This window comes from Kineosporia sp. R_H_3, from assembly GCF_002198675.1.
Lineage (GTDB): Bacteria > Actinomycetota > Actinomycetes > Actinomycetales > Kineosporiaceae > R-H-3.
Window position 1 is genome coordinate 1 of the sequence record NZ_MWLL01000250.1, and the last position, 13,580, is coordinate 13,580.

14 protein-coding genes are annotated in these 13,580 nt (G+C 75.4%); 5 read left to right on the forward strand and 9 right to left on the reverse strand.

Translation table 11 applies throughout. The features are described 5' to 3' along the window. Window positions 1–48: 48 nt before the first annotated feature. The 3 genes from ECOMGDLI_RS31955 to ECOMGDLI_RS31965 all read left to right on the forward strand — a co-directional run bounded on the left by ECOMGDLI_RS31955 (window position 49) and on the right by ECOMGDLI_RS31965 (window position 3,651). The gene (locus ECOMGDLI_RS31955) at window positions 49–786 is read left to right on the forward strand and encodes a DUF4190 domain-containing protein (RefSeq protein WP_143448059.1); all 738 of its coding nucleotides are present in this window, start codon (window positions 49–51) and stop codon (window positions 784–786) included. Between the two features lie 66 nt (window positions 787–852). Further along, window positions 853–1,956, forward strand: a complete 1,104-nt coding sequence (locus tag ECOMGDLI_RS31960; RefSeq protein WP_088320860.1) for an acyltransferase — start codon at window positions 853–855, stop codon at window positions 1,954–1,956. 99 nt (window positions 1,957–2,055) lie between these two features. Continuing rightward, window positions 2,056–3,651 (forward strand): aspartate:alanine exchanger family transporter, encoded by a 1,596-nt coding sequence (locus ECOMGDLI_RS31965; protein WP_088320861.1) that lies wholly within the window; start codon window positions 2,056–2,058, stop codon window positions 3,649–3,651. Between the two features lie 101 nt (window positions 3,652–3,752). On the opposite strand, the gene ECOMGDLI_RS35075 is transcribed toward ECOMGDLI_RS31965, so the two are convergent. Then, entirely contained in the window at window positions 3,753–4,190 is a 438-nt protein-coding gene (locus tag ECOMGDLI_RS35075; protein ID WP_158221237.1) for a hypothetical protein, read from the reverse strand. Window positions 4,191–4,220: 30 nt separating this feature from the next. Between ECOMGDLI_RS35075 and ECOMGDLI_RS36515 the strand changes: the two genes are divergently transcribed. Beyond that, a complete protein-coding gene (locus ECOMGDLI_RS36515; protein WP_158221238.1) occupies window positions 4,221–5,042 on the forward strand; it encodes a trans-aconitate 2-methyltransferase in 822 nt (273 codons plus the stop codon). Here the strand turns inward: ECOMGDLI_RS36515 and ECOMGDLI_RS31975 are convergent. Further along, the gene (locus tag ECOMGDLI_RS31975) at window positions 5,032–6,132 is read right to left on the reverse strand and encodes a hypothetical protein (protein ID WP_088320863.1); all 1,101 of its coding nucleotides are present in this window, start codon (window positions 6,130–6,132) and stop codon (window positions 5,032–5,034) included. The genes ECOMGDLI_RS36515 and ECOMGDLI_RS31975 overlap by 11 nt on opposite strands. A 170-nt stretch (window positions 6,133–6,302) precedes the next feature. Between ECOMGDLI_RS31975 and ECOMGDLI_RS31980 the strand changes: the two genes are divergently transcribed. Further along, window positions 6,303–6,692 carry a tautomerase family protein gene (locus ECOMGDLI_RS31980; protein WP_088320871.1) on the forward strand — a complete coding sequence of 130 codons (390 nt, stop codon included), beginning with the start codon at window positions 6,303–6,305 and terminating at the stop codon, window positions 6,690–6,692. Between the two features lie 22 nt (window positions 6,693–6,714). Here ECOMGDLI_RS31980 and ECOMGDLI_RS36520 read toward each other — a convergent pair whose 3' ends face one another. The 7 genes from ECOMGDLI_RS36520 to ECOMGDLI_RS35085 all read right to left on the reverse strand — a co-directional run. After that, window positions 6,715–7,089, reverse strand: a complete 375-nt coding sequence (locus ECOMGDLI_RS36520; protein WP_369812816.1) for a heat shock protein transcriptional repressor HspR — start codon at window positions 7,087–7,089, stop codon at window positions 6,715–6,717. Between the two features lie 115 nt (window positions 7,090–7,204). Further along, the gene (locus ECOMGDLI_RS31990; RefSeq protein ID WP_088320865.1) at window positions 7,205–8,260 is read right to left on the reverse strand and encodes a DnaJ C-terminal domain-containing protein; all 1,056 of its coding nucleotides are present in this window, start codon (window positions 8,258–8,260) and stop codon (window positions 7,205–7,207) included. A gap of 51 nt (window positions 8,261–8,311) precedes the next feature. Then, on the reverse strand, window positions 8,312–8,971 hold the full coding sequence (gene grpE, locus ECOMGDLI_RS31995; protein ID WP_088320866.1) for a nucleotide exchange factor GrpE: 660 nt from the start codon (window positions 8,969–8,971) through the stop codon (window positions 8,312–8,314). An 82-nt stretch (window positions 8,972–9,053) separates the two neighbouring features. Next, complete coding sequence (gene dnaK / locus ECOMGDLI_RS32000) at window positions 9,054–10,919, reverse strand: molecular chaperone DnaK (protein WP_088320867.1); 1,866 nt, start codon at window positions 10,917–10,919, stop codon at window positions 9,054–9,056. Window positions 10,920–11,103: 184 nt separating this feature from the next. Further along, the gene (locus tag ECOMGDLI_RS32005) at window positions 11,104–11,334 is read right to left on the reverse strand and encodes a hypothetical protein (RefSeq protein WP_088320868.1); all 231 of its coding nucleotides are present in this window, start codon (window positions 11,332–11,334) and stop codon (window positions 11,104–11,106) included. Continuing rightward, complete coding sequence (locus tag ECOMGDLI_RS32010) at window positions 11,331–12,155, reverse strand: hypothetical protein (RefSeq protein ID WP_088320869.1); 825 nt, start codon at window positions 12,153–12,155, stop codon at window positions 11,331–11,333. The genes ECOMGDLI_RS32005 and ECOMGDLI_RS32010 overlap by 4 nt, the downstream gene beginning before the upstream one ends. Continuing rightward, a partial coding sequence (locus ECOMGDLI_RS35085; protein WP_088320870.1) for a hypothetical protein occupies window positions 12,152–13,580 on the reverse strand: 1,429 nt, incomplete at its 5' end. The genes ECOMGDLI_RS32010 and ECOMGDLI_RS35085, both read right to left, overlap by 4 nt.

The window sequence follows — 13,580 nt, forward strand, 5'->3', positions numbered from 1 at the left end:
CCCGGCCCACCCCGCCCCCGTGAACCGTGGGGCGAAGGGGCGACTTCCGTGAGCGAGAGGGTGTTCGGCCCGATGGACGGTTCGACCGAAGGTCTGCCCGGGCTCGTCCTCCTCCCCGAGCAGGAGACCCGCCCCGCGGAGCGCACGTCCAAGATCGCCGTGGCCGCGCTGGTCACCGGCATCGTGGGGCTCGTCCCCGTCTCGGTGCCGCTCGGCATCGCCGGCCTGGTGCGGACCAAGCGCCCCGGCGTCGGCGGCCGCCGCCTCGCCCTGACCGGCCTCGCGCTCAGCGGGCTGTGGACCGTCGCGGTCGTCGCCGTCCTCGTCTTCGCCGTGTTCCTCGGCCAGCAGCTCACGTCGCCGTCGGGCGACACCGCCGGCGACCCGGCGGCCGTCGCGGCCCAGGACGGCCTGACGAAGAGCGGCGCCGAGGTCGAGCAGGGCGACTGCCTGCTCGCCTGGGACGCCACGACGCTCACGGCCGACGCCGACCCGGACGTCGTCGCCGTCGACTGCACGAACCCGCACCAGGCGCAGGCGTTCGGCGAGGTCGACCTCTCCGACACCTACGCGGACGGCGCGGCCTACCCCGGCCCGGCGGCACTCGTCACGAGCAGCGAGGAGGGCTGCCGGCTCCAGGCGCCGACCGCCCTCGTCGAGTCCGCCACGACGATGCCGCTCAGCGGGATCCCGCCGACGGCGGCCGACTGGGCGGAGGGCTCGCGGACCGTCCTGTGCCTCGTCGTGTCCGGGTCCGCCGACCTCACGGCGTCCGTCACCCCCTGACCGGAGCACCCCCGGCCCGGGCCCGCTCGACGCGCGCGCGGCCCACCGACGGGATATCCGGGTGACATGACGAGCGACGAGCCGGACCCGCGCGCCGAGCCGCTCGTCCTCGAGGCCGCCGCGCACGAGCCGACGGGCTGGTTCGACCTCGCCCGGGTGCTCGCGATCCTCGCCGTCGTCGTCGTCCACGAGACGAGCGGCGAGGTCGGCAGCCGGGACGCCGGCGACCCGGCGACCGCCGCCTGGTGGACGGCGAACATCCTCGACTCGGCCTCGCGCTGGTGCGTGCCGGTCTTCCTCATGGTGAGCGGCGCGCTGCTCCTCGACCCCCGGCGCACCGACCGGCCGCGCGACTTCTACCGCCGGCGGCTGGCCCGGATCGGCGTCCCGCTCGTCGTCTGGACCGCCGTGTACCTCGCCTTCCGGTCGTTCTACCTCGGCGACGACCTGGACGCCGGCCAGGCGGCCCGTGACGTCGCCGCCGGCACGCCCTTCCTGCAGCTCTACTTCCTCTACGTGCTCGTCGTGCTCTACCTGCTCACCCCGTTCCTGCGGCTCGTCGTCCGGCACGCGACGCACCGGATGCAGGCGGCGTTCGGCGGGGTGCTCCTCGGGCTCGGCGCCCTCGACCAGGTGCTGTCGTCGTTCCTCGACGTCGGCGGCGCGTCGGCGGCGACCCGGTTCCTGCCGTACGCCGGGTACTTCACCCTCGGCTGGCTGCTGCGGGACGTCCCGCTGTCCTCCCGTGCCGTCCGGGGCGCGGCGGCGGCGTTCGCCGGGTCGGTCGTCGCCACCGCGGGGCTCGTCGCCGCCAGTGCCGCCTTCGTGGGCTGGGGGAACCCGGGCCGCTACCTCTACGGCTACCTGTCCCCGACCGTCGTCGTCATGTCGCTGTCGGCCTACGTGCTGCTGCGGGCCTGGGGGCTGCGGCACCCGCCCGGCACGCGGTGGGCACCCGGCCGGCGGACGGCGGCCCTGTCGGCCCTGACGTTCGGCGTCTACCTCGTGCACCCGCTCTTCTTCTACCCGCTGCGCCGGCTGTGGCCCGCCCCGCAGGACTGGCCGCTGTGGGTCGGCGTCACGGCGGCGCACCTCACCCTCACCGTCGCCGGCTCGCTCGCGCTGACGTGGGTGATCCTGCGGATCCCGGTGCTGCGCAGGGCGATCTGACACCACCGGGACCTTCGGCGACCGTAAACGCTTTCAGATGCTGGGACCCTGGTACCCGGACCGGGCCACCCCGGCCTGGCACAGCGAAGTGGGTCCACCGTGCACGACATTTTGCTCTTCCTCGGCGAGCAGCCCCTGGTGCTGCTCTTCGGTCTCTTCTGCATCGGCTCCGCGCTGGGCGCAGTCCGCATCGCGGACGTCGCGATCGGCCCGGCCGCCGTGCTCTTCACCGCGATCGCCGTCTCGGCCGTCGCCACGGCCAACGACGTCAAGCTCACCGTGCCCGAGGTCGTGGGGACCCTCGGGCTCGTCCTGTTCACGTACACGATCGGGATCATCGGCGGCCCGACCTTCTTCGCCGCGCTGCGCGGCGGCTGGCGGCCCATCGTCACCGTCACCGCGACGCTCGGCGGCGTCGCCGGGGTCGCGGCCGTCCTCGGCAACGTGCTCGGCCTGCCGTTCCCGACGATCGCCGGCACCTTCGCCGGCGCCCTGACGAACACGCCGGCACTGGCCGCCGCGACCGAGCGCTCCGGCGACGCGGCCGCGACGACCGTCGGCTACTCGATCGCCTACCTGTTCGGCGTCGTCGGGATGCTCGTCGCGGCCGCGACCGTCCTGCGCCGCCGCGTCGGCGGCAGCCAGGCCCGCGGACTGACGAACCTGACGATCCGCGTCGAGCGCACCGACGAGCCGACCGTCGCCGAGGTCGTCGACCGGCGTGGCGGCGAGGTCGTCTTCTCCCGCGTCATGCACGGCGAGCCGCACACTGACCACGTGCTGCTCGTCGCCGAGGACGACGAGACCCTCCGCGAGGGGGACCTCGTCACCGTCGTCGGGCCCCGCGACGTCGTGGACGCCGTCGCCCGCGAGCTCGGCCACCGCTCGTCGCACGTGCTGCAGGCCGACCGCCGCGACCTCGACTTCCGGCGGATCACGTTGTCCCGCAAGGAGCTCGCGGGTCGCACGGTCGAGGACCTGGAGCTCGGCGACAAGTTCGGGGCGGCCATCACCCGGGTCCGCCGCGGCGACGTCGACATGGTCGCCGCCGACGACCTCATCCTCCTGCCGGGCGACCGGCTGCGGGTCATCGCGCCCGTGAAGCGGATGAAGGAGGTCTCGTCGTTCCTCGGCGACTCCGAGCGCGGCCTGTCGGACATCAACCCGGTCGGGCTCGCCCTGGGCCTGTCGCTCGGCGTCCTCATCGGGACGGCGCACATCCCGCTGCCCGGCGGCGGCTTCGCCATCGGTGCCGCCGGCGGCACGCTGCTCGTCGGGCTGGTCTTCGGCCGCCTCGGCCGGGTCGGGCCGCTCGTGACGTCGCTCGCGCACCCCGCGGCGTCCACGCTCTCGACGTTCGGGATGCTCGCCTTCCTCGCCTACGCCGGGACCCGTGCGGGCGGCTCGTTCACCGCCGCGGTGACGTCGAGCCTCGGGTGGCGGATCGGCCTCCTCGGCCTGGTCCTCACCTCGCTCACGGCGGTCGCGCTGGCCGTCGTCGGGACCGTGGTCCACAAGATCGACCCGACCCGGCTCTCCGGTGTCCTCGGCGGGGTCCAGACCCAGCCCGCCGTCCTGGCGTTCGCCAACGAGCGCACCGGGTTCGACACCCGGGTCGCCCTCGGCTACGCCCTCGTCTACCCGGCCGCGATGATCGTCAAGATCGTCCTGGCCCAGATCCTCGCCGGCGGCTGATCCACGCCGCACGACGAGCCGGAGCCGTCCGGCGCGCGCACCTGGTGGGCATGCGCGCGCCGGACGTTCGTCGTCCGGGTCCGGCCCGCGCCGCGGACCGGTCAGCCGTCGAGCACGGCCAGCCCGTGGAAGGTGGCCACCCAGCGCATCGGCTGGAACTCGCCGTACGCCAGCACCGCGAGCAGCGGGCGCGTGCAGGCGGTGCACCGCAACCGGACCGGGAAGGCGAGCAGGCCGAGGTCGTCGACGACGGCCCGGAAGTCGCCCGCACCGCGGACGACGAGCCCGTAGGCAGCGACGAGCCCGTCGACCCACGCCTGGCCGGACCGCGCCGGCAGGGCCTCGGCGGACAGCACGGTCGCGACGTCGAGCACGACGGCCGCCTCGCACGCCGGGCACGCGAGCGGGAGGACCGTCGGGGCGGCGAGGGTCTCGACGCCGTCGCCGTCGTGGACGACCGGCGGCCCGCCCGCCGCCGTCCACGGTGCGAACGGGAGCGGGCCGCGCACGACCCGGCCGGCCAGACGGAGCGGTTCCACCGGACCATCCTGGCGCGCGAGGATGCCGGGGTGAACGAACGCGCCGCCGACGTCTACACCTTCGGCACCACCCCGGACGCCGCCCACCGGCTCGCGCTGCTGGCCGACCTCTTCGAGCCGCCGACCCGTGACCTGCTGGCCCGGTGCGTGCCGCCGGACGCCGGCCGCCCGGTCCGGCACGCCGTCGACCTCGGGTGCGGGCCCGGGCACACGACGCGGCTGCTCCACGCGGCGACCGGCGCGGACCGCACGACGGGCGTCGAACGGTCGGCCGACTTCCTCGCGCTGGCCCGGCGGGACCTGGCGGACGGTGTGGCGGACGGTGTGACGGACGGCGTGACGTACGTCGAGGCGGACGTCACCCGGGCGCCGCTGCCGGTCGACCCGGCGGACGTCGTCCACGCCCGGTTCCTGCTCACCCACCTGGCCGCCCCCGTCGAGGCGCTGCGGACCTGGGCCGGGGCGCTCGCGGACGGCGGCCGGCTCGTGCTCCACGAGGTCGCCGCCCTCGACAGCGCGGACCCGGTGCTGCACCGCTACTACGGCCTCGTCGCGGACCTGCAGCGCCACCACGGCCAGGCGCTCGACATCGGCGACCGGCTCGCCGCCCTCGGCACGGCCGCCGGGCTGACCGTCGCGCACTCCGCCGTCGTCGCCTGGCACCCCGACGCCGCCCGGATGGCCGCCCTGCACGTCATCAACCTGCGGACGTGGCGGCACGACCCGTACGTCGCCGGCTCGACCGACCCGGCCGACCTCGACGCGCTCGACGCCGGGCTCGTCGAGATCGCGCGCGGCCGGCCGTGCGCACCGGTCGAGCAGTCGCTCGGAGAGGCGGTCCTCACGGTGTGACGCCGGACCGGCCCGTCCGTCGACGGGTCACCGCCCGGGTGACGAGGGCCGCCGTCACCGCGGCGGCCGCGGTGCCGGCCAGGATCGCCGCCGCGCGGCGCACCGCCCGCGCCCGTCCTTCGTCGGCCGCCGCCCGGAGCCCGTCCGCCACGGCGGCGAGCGCCTGGTCGAGCGCGACGAGGCGCTGCCCGGTGACCTCGGCGAACCTCTGCACGGCCGCCGAGCGCGCCTCGGGTGACGACTCGAGCGCGGTGGCGGTCCGTCGGACGGCGTCGCGGGCCGCTTCCAGCGCGGCAGGGTCCGGCCCGGTCGCGGTGCCGACCGCCGCCGGGCGCGGCCGGAGCCCGGCGAGCGCCGCGACCGCGGCGTCCTGGCGCCGGACGGTGTCGACGTACTCGGCGAGGCCGGCCCCGGTGACGTGGTCACCGGCGACGACCGGTGCCGTCGCGAGCAGGGCGCTGCCCGTCTCACGCTCCCGCGCCGCCGCGGCCACGAGGTCCGCGACCGTGCCGAGCACCCGCGCCGGGCGCACGACGTCCGCGTCGTCCGTCGCACCCTCCAGGTCCCGCAGCAGCGCGTCGAGCACGGCCCGTTCGCCGGCGACGACCTGCCCGTAGTGGTTCGCGGCGAAGCTCGCGCTCCGCGACGAGACGACCTCCGTGCGCGCCTTCACGAGCGTGTCGTCGAGGTCGGTGGATGCTGCGAGGGCCTCGCTGACGTCGTCCGACCAGCCGCCGCCGGGCCCGGCACCGACCAGGCGCGCGACGGCCGCCCGCCCGGCGTCGGTCGCGGCGGCGAGCGCGGCGAACCGGGCGCCGTCCGCCGGGGTCGCCGCTGCCCGTGAGGCCGCACGGACGAGCGCCTCCCCGGCCTCCTCGCGCAGCGCTCCGTCGGCCGCCGCGACGACGACCACCGCGTCGGCGAACGTCTGCACGCGGGCCGCAGACCCGATGCCGTCGTAGGCCGTGGCACCGCCTGCGGCACCGACGACGGCGACCACCATCACGAGCAGGGCGTGGAGGCCCCGCGAGGGCCGACGGGCAGCCGGCCCGCGGACGGCCCGGACGTCGGTACCGACGGTTCCCGTCACGATGCTCCCCCTCGCCGACCGGGTGATCATCCTGCTCCGACGCGCGGCCGGGCGCCAGGGGCGCCCTCCGGGACCGCGGAGGCGGGAACGGGTCGGTGGGCGGCACCGGGCCGCCGGGCCGACGATGGCCGGGCCGCCGGAGCCGACCGGTGGCGGACAAGGAGAGCACCGTGCCGCTCGTGAGGATCGACGTCGTCGAAGGTCGCACGGACGACGAGGTGCGACGGCTCGCAGACACCGTGCAGGCGGTCATGGTCGAGCACTTCGCCGCCCCCGGGCGAGACCGCTACCAGGTGATCCACGAGCACCGGCCGGGGCGGATCATCGCCCTCGACACCGGGCTCGGCTTCGAGCGGACCGACGACGTCGTCATCGTCCAGGTCACCCAGCAGGGCCGCACCGTCGACCAGAAGCGGGCCCTCTACGCGGCGCTCGCCGAGCGGCTCGAGCGGGACTGCGGGATCGCCCCGACGGACGTCGTGGTGTCGGTCGTCGAGAACACGACGGCCGACTGGTCGTTCGGGCTCGGCCGGGCGCAGTTCCTCGACGGCGACCTCTGAGCCGCCGGCCGCACCGCGCGCGTCAGCGCTGCGGGCGCCAGACGACGAGCGCGCCGGACGACGACGGGAAGCGGTCGGGCCGCTGGCCCGGGCGGACGGCGACGATGTCGCCGGAGGCGCCGGCGGCGAAGACGCGCCGGCTCGTCGCGAGCCGGACGTGCATGTCCTCGAGCTCGCTGCGCAGCCGGCCGACCTGCTCGCGGAGCGCGCCGTTCTCCAGCTCCAGCTCGAGGATCCGCTTGATCCCGGCGAGGTTGACGCCCTCCTCCTGGGAGAGCCGCTGCACCTCGCGGAGCATCGCGACGTCGCGCGCGGAGTAGCGCCGGCCCCGGCCCGCGGTGCGGCCGGGGCTGACGAGCCCGATCCGGTCGTACTGGCGCAGGGTCTGCGGGTGCATGCCTGCGAGCTGGGCCGCGACCGAGATGACGAAGACGGGTGTCGTCTCGTCGAGGTCCAGCTCGACCTCGACACCCAGCCGCTCGCCGCCGAAGGCGGCGTCGAACCTCAGCCGGTCACCGGGCATGACCGCCGCCCGGGACGTCCCGGCGGGCCCGGGCGACGAGGTCGGCGCGCGGGTCCTCGCCGGCGGTGGCCGCGGCGAACTTCTCGAGCGCCTCCCGGGCGGAGCTGTCGATCCGCTGCGGGACGACGACCTGCACGGTGACGAGCAGGTCGCCCGTCGTCTTGGACGTCTTCACGCCGTGGCCCTTGACGCGCAGCGTGCGCCCCGACGGGGTGCCCGCCGGGACCTTGACCCGCACCGTCTGGCCCTCGAGCGTCGGCACCTCGACCTGGGCGCCGAGGGTCGCCTCGGGGAACGTCACCGGCACCGTGACGCGCAGGTCGTCACCGTCGAGGGTGAAGACCGAGTGCGGTTCGACGTGCACCGTGACGACGAGGTCGCCGTCACCGCCGCCGTGGTCGCCGGGGCGGCCCTTGCCGCGCAGCCGCACCTTCTGGCCGCCCCGCACCCCCGCGGGGATGCGGGCGTTCACCGTGCGCACGCCGGTCATCGGGTCGTCGACGCGCAGGCTCAGCTGCGCGCCCTCGACGGCCTGCTTGAAGGTCAGCGTGACGTCGGCGGTGAGGTCCTCGCCGCGGCGCGCCCCGCGCGGGGCGCGGAAGCCGGTGCCGGCCCCGGCGCCCGGACCGGCCGCCCCGCCGAACATCGACATGATGTCCTCGAAGCTCGCGCCCGAGCCGCCGGGTGCACCGGTCGTCGTGAAGCGGACGTTGCCGCCGCCCCCGCCGCCGCCGAAGAGGTTGCTGAAGACGTCGTCGAAGCCGGCGCCGCCGCCGCCCGGGCCGCCGGAGGTGAACCGGGCACCGCCGCGGGCCATCTGCCGGACCGCGTCGTACTGCTTGCGCTGCTCGGGGTCGGACAGGACCGCGTAGGCCTCGCCGACCTCCTTGAACTTCTTCTCCGAGGCCGTGTCACCCGCGTTCGCGTCCGGGTGGTGCTTGCGCGCGAGCTTGCGGTAGGCCTTCTTCACGTCGTCCTGGGAGGCGTCGACGGACACGCCCAGAACGGCGTAGAAGTCCTTCTCGAACCAGTCCTGGCTCGCCATGGGCGCCCCTCCCTTCGCTGTCGTGTCGAACCTGACGGCCGGAACGGCCGGTCAGCTCGGGTCGGCCACGGCCACGCGCGCCGCGCGCAGCACCCTGTCCCCGGCCCGGTAGCCGGGCTGGAGGATCTGGACGACGGTGGTCTCCGTCGTCCCCTCGGCGAGCTCGGCCTGGGTGTGGATGAGAGCCTCGTGCACGACCGGGTCGAACGTCTCGCCCGGCTCGCCGTAGCGGGCCAGGCCGAACCGGCCCAGGACGTTCTCGAGCTTCTCGGCGATCGCCGCGAACGGGCCGCCCTCGAGGTCGCCGTGCTGGCGCGCCAGGTGGACGTCGTCGAGCACCGGCAGGAGCGCCTCGAGGACGCTCGCCACCGCGGTGTCCCGTGCGACGTCCCGGTCGCGCTCGACGCGGCGGCGGTAGTTGACGAACTCCGCCTGGAGCCGCTGCAGGTCGTCGAGCCGCTCCGCGGCGAGGGCCTCCAGCGCGGCGTCACCCGCGGACGGCGCCGGCTCGGCGGCCCCGTCCTCCGGCTCGGCGACGGCGTCGGGGACGACGCCCTCGAGCACCTCGTCGGCCTCGGCGTGGTCACCGGGCTGCGCGCCGTCCGTGGCGTCGTCCGTGACGCCGTACGCCTCGCGGACCTTCCCGGTCTCCGGGTCGAGCCGGCGGCGGTCCCGGATGACGGGGCCCGAGCCGTTCTCGGTGTCGCTCACAGTGCCAAGCTCCTCATGGTCGTGGGGGGACGAGACGTGCGTGCGGGGACGGGCGCTCCGTGGCGCCCGCCCCCGCAGCGCATCACTTCTCGTCGTCGACGATCTCGGCGTCCACGACGTCCTCGTCGGACGCCGCCTTCGCCGAGCCGGCGCCGTCGGAGGCACCGGTCGGGCCGGCGCCGCCCGCGGCGTCGCCCGCCTGCGCGTAGAGCGCGGAGCCGAGCTCCTGGGACGCCTTCGCGAGGGCCTCGTGCTTGGCCTTGACGTCCTCGACGTCGCCGCCGTCCAGCGCCTTCTTCAGGTCGTCGACCGCGGCCTGGACCGCGGCCTTGCCGTCCTCGGGGAGCTTGTCGCTGTTGTCGGCGACGAACTTCTCCGTCGAGTAGAGGAGCTGCTCGGCCGAGTTGCGGGCCTCCGCCTCCTCGCGACGCTTGCGGTCCTCCTCGGCGTGCGCCTCGGCCTCGCGGACCATCCGGTCGATCTCGTCCTTCGGCAGCGCCGAGCCGCCGGAGATCGTCATCGACTGCTCCTTGCCCGTGCCGCGGTCCTTCGCGGAGACGTGCACGATGCCGTTCGCGTCGATGTCGAAGGTGACCTCGACCTGCGGGATGCCGCGGGGCGCGGGCGCGATGCCGGTCAGCTCGAACGTGCCGAGCGGCTTGTTGTCGCGGGCCAGCTCGCGCTCGCCCTGGAACACCTGGATGAGGACGCTCGGCTGGTTGTCGTCGGCCGTCGTGAAGACCTCGGACGCCTTGGTCGGGATCGCGGTGTTGCGGGTGATGAGCTTGGTCATGATCCCGCCCTTGGTCTCGATGCCGAGGCTCAGGGGGGTGACGTCGATGAGCAGGACGTCCTTGCGCTCGCCCTTGAGGACGCCGGCCTGCAGGGCGGCGCCGACGGCGACGACCTCGTCCGGGTTGACGCCCTTGTTCGGCTCCTTGCCGCCGGTGAGCTCACGGACGACGTCCGCGACGGCGGGCATCCGGGTCGAGCCGCCGACGAGCACGATGTGGTCGATCTCGGACAGGCTCACGCCGGCGTCCTTGATGACCGCGCGGAACGGCGCCTTCGTCCGGTCGAGCAGGTCGGCCGTCATCTTCTCGAACTGCGCCCGGGTGAGCTTCTCGTCGAGGTGGACGGGGCCGTTCTCGGTCATCGACAGGTACTGCAGGGAGATCGTCGTGGCCGTGGAGCTCGAGAGCTCCTTCTTCGCCTGCTCGGCCGCCTCACGGAGCCGCTGCATGGCGATCTTGTCCTTGGACAGGTCGGGCCCGCCCTGCATCTTCACGACGTTGACGAGGTGGTCCATGACGCGCTGGTCCCAGTCGTCACCACCGAGGTGGTTGTCGCCGGACGTCGCGCGGACCTGGATCGTCGAGAAGCCGTCCTCGTCCTTGCCGACCTCGAGGAGCGAGACGTCGAAGGTGCCGCCGCCGAGGTCGAAGACGAGGATGAGCTCGTCCTCCTTGCCCTTGTCCAGGCCGTAGGCCAGGGCCGCCGCGGTCGGCTCGTTGATGATGCGCAGGACGTTGAGGCCGGCGATCTCGCCCGCCTCCTTGGTCGCCTGCCGCTGCGCGTCGTTGAAGTACGCCGGGACGGTGATGACCGCGTCGGTCACCTTCTCGCCGAGGTACTCCTCCGCGTCGCGCTTGAGCTTCTGGAGCACGCGCGCCGAGATCTCCTGCGCGCCGTACTTCTTGCCGTCGATCTCGACGTTCCAGTCCGTGCCGATGTGCCGCTTGACGGAGCGGATGGTCCGCTCGACGTTCGTGACGGCCTGCCGCTTCGCGACCTCGCCGACGAGCGGCTCGCCGCTCTTGGCGAACGCGACGACCGACGGCGTGGTGCGCCCGCCCTCGGCGTTCGCGATGACGGTGGGCTCCCCACCCTCGAGGACGGCGACGACGGAGTTCGTCGTGCCGAGGTCGATGCCGACCGCTCGTGCCATGTCCGATGTCCTTCTTCCGTGTGGCGAGCGCGGGGCGACCCGCGCAGAGTTGAGTTGCCTGCACTCAGGTTGGTCCGCGGCAGCAGGGCTGTCAACTCGGGACTGACCAAACTTGAGTCTGTCAGGCTCAACTCGCAGGATGCCCACGGTGTTCCCGCACGGAGCAGGACCGGGCCGGCCGTGCTCAGCCGGGGCCGAGCCCGGCGAGCCACTCCCGGACGACGAGGAGGACGTCGTCCCGCGACCCGACGACCCGGACGGCGGGCGGGGTGCTCCCGACGTCCGGCGTCGACCAGACCCGGGCCCGGACGCCGTCGTCCGGCCCCTGCGGCCAGGCCCGGACGACGAGCAGCCCGTGGACGTCCGGGTGCTCGTCGTCCGGCGGCTCGACCCCGGGTCCGGGGCCGGCCGTCACCGGGACCGGCCGCGGGAGCCGTCGTGCGCCCTGCGGACCCGCACCGTGACGCCGTCCGCGCCGCTGCGCCGGGTGCTCAGGGTGCTCGCGCCGTCCGGGCGGGCGGCGTCGACGATCCCGCCGCGCAGGACGTCGGCCACCTCGGCCGCGAGCGCGTCCTCCTTCGCCGTCACCGCACCGACGGGCGCGTGCCGGGCCACGTCGCGCATCTCGTGGCGCAGGTCGGACAGCCGCGCCCGGGCCTCCCGGGTCAGGGTGAGCCGGCCCGGGCCGACCACGACGAACTGGTAGGCGAGCGCCGTCGCCGTGCAGCGGGTGCAGTCGACGGTCACGGCGTCGGCGAGGTTCGCGACGTCGACCCGGCCCGCGTTGCGCCCGTTGACGACGACCTGCACCGAGACGGCCACCGCGTGGCAGTCGGTGCAGTGCTCGGCGAGCGCGTCCGCGCGGTTGCGGGCGACGAGGCCGCCCGCGGTGACCCGGCGCTGCCGCCAGGTCGCGCGGCGGCGCTCCCGTTCGTCGCGGTGCACCGAGACCTGCGTCTGCGAGCGCACGGTCGCCGTCCGGTGCCGGTAGCGGTCGCGACGGCGCTGCTCGGCCCGCTCGGCCCGCTCCTCCCGCGAGTCGCCGTCCCGGTCGGCCCGGCGCACGGCGCCCGAGGCCGGCAGTGCCGGCGCCGCCGCCGCGAGCGCACCGCGACCCCCGCCGCCCGCGGGGGCGGCCGTCACCGCGGGCCCGGCGAGCGCCGTCCCGCCGAGGACGGCCGCGGTCAGCGCGGCGAGCAGGGCGGACGTGGACTTCATGGACGTCGAGCGGGTCATGGCCGTCCTCCGGGGGTCGGCGCGCCGCCGGCGGTCGCCGCGGCGGGGTCCGTGGGGTCGAAGCGGTCGGTGCGGTGGGGCTGTTCGGTGTGTTCGGTGCGGCGGTGGACCCGTGCCACGAGGACGCGAAGGAGGCGCTGCACGACCCGCGCGAGGAGCGCGGCGAGCCCGAGCAGCGGCAGGACGAGGAGCACGATGCAGACCCAGGCGAGCGCGGCCGCGGTGAGGCCCTGCGCACCCGTGGCGTCGGCCCAGAACACCCGGCCCTGCTGCCACGACGAGCCCACGAGCGAGGGCAGCGAGAGCACGAGCCAGCCGAGCATGACCCCGAGCACGGGGACCGTGACGACGACCCAGCCGACGACGGCGGCGCGGGCGCCGCGTCGCAGCGCGCGCACCTGGGCGGGCATGCCGCGACCGGGCACGAGCCCGCGCAGCACGCCCCGGGTGAAGGCGAAGGGGTTCGGCACCCCGGTGAGGTCGCCGAACAGGTAGTAGCCGTCCATCCGGACGACGGGCAGGAGCTGCTGGAGGATCACCCCGTGCGTGAGCAGCGCGGCCGCGGTCGCGGGCGCCCAGCCGGTCACCAGCGCCAGGCCGGTCATCGCGACGATCGAGACGGCGTTGAAGTACACCCCGCCGAGGTCGGTCCGCAGCCGCCCCGCCCGGTCGAGCCGGTAGGCGTCGGTGACGTCGGTCCAGAAGACCGGGACCCACAGGTAGAGGCCGGCCCCGATCGCACCCGGCCGGGCGCCCCCGTACGCGCAGCCCGCGGCGTGCCCGAGCTCGTGGAACAGGGTGCTCGCGAGGAGCAGCCCGAGCACCGACAGCACCCCGGCCGGCGTCGTGAACGCGCTGCCGACGCCGGCGAGCAGCCCGCCGGGGTCGAAGAGCCACAGCGACCCGCACAGCCACAGCGCGAGCACACCGGCGACCGCCCGCGGGTCGAACAGCGGCGCGAGCAGCCGGCCGAGGACGTCCACCGCGGGCGTCGGCAGGAGCGGACGGCGCAGCGTCGTCGCGAGGAGCGGGTCGGCCGTGGGCAGCCCGGCGCGGTCCACGGCCGGGACGACGGTGAGGTGCGGGCGCTGGGCGGGGCCGGCGGCACCGGGAGGCACCACGACGACGAGCCCGGCCGGGCCGAGCCGGCCGAGCACGAGCGCGGAGAGCACGGGCAGGCCGACCGCCCGCCCGAGCCGGTCACCGACCGCGGCGGCGAGGTCGTCGGCCCCGTGGTCGCCGTCCGCGCACTCGAGGACGGCGTGCAGCAGCGGGGTGAGCATGACGGTCTGGCCGTCGGACCGGACGGCCAGGAATCGGTCCTCGACGTACCCGGAGCCCTCGTAGCGGCCGAGCAGCCGCAGACCGGGGGCCCGGCGGACGACGTCGCGCGGCCCGAGGCCCGGGGGCGCGGCGGCCCCGGGC

Coding starts and splice junctions, on each gene's coding strand:
- ECOMGDLI_RS31960 (WP_088320860.1), top strand. CDS start 853: ATGACGAGCGACGAGCCGGACCCGCGCGCCGAGCCGCTCGTCCTCGAG.
- ECOMGDLI_RS36520 (WP_369812816.1), bottom strand. CDS start 7,089: ATGCACCCGCAGACCCTGCGCCAGTACGACCGGATCGGGCTCGTCAGC.
- ECOMGDLI_RS31990 (WP_088320865.1), bottom strand. CDS start 8,260: ATGGCGAGCCAGGACTGGTTCGAGAAGGACTTCTACGCCGTTCTGGGC.
- dnaK (WP_088320867.1), bottom strand. CDS start 10,919: ATGGCACGAGCGGTCGGCATCGACCTCGGCACGACGAACTCCGTCGTC.
- ECOMGDLI_RS32010 (WP_088320869.1), bottom strand. CDS start 12,155: ATGACCCGCTCGACGTCCATGAAGTCCACGTCCGCCCTGCTCGCCGCG.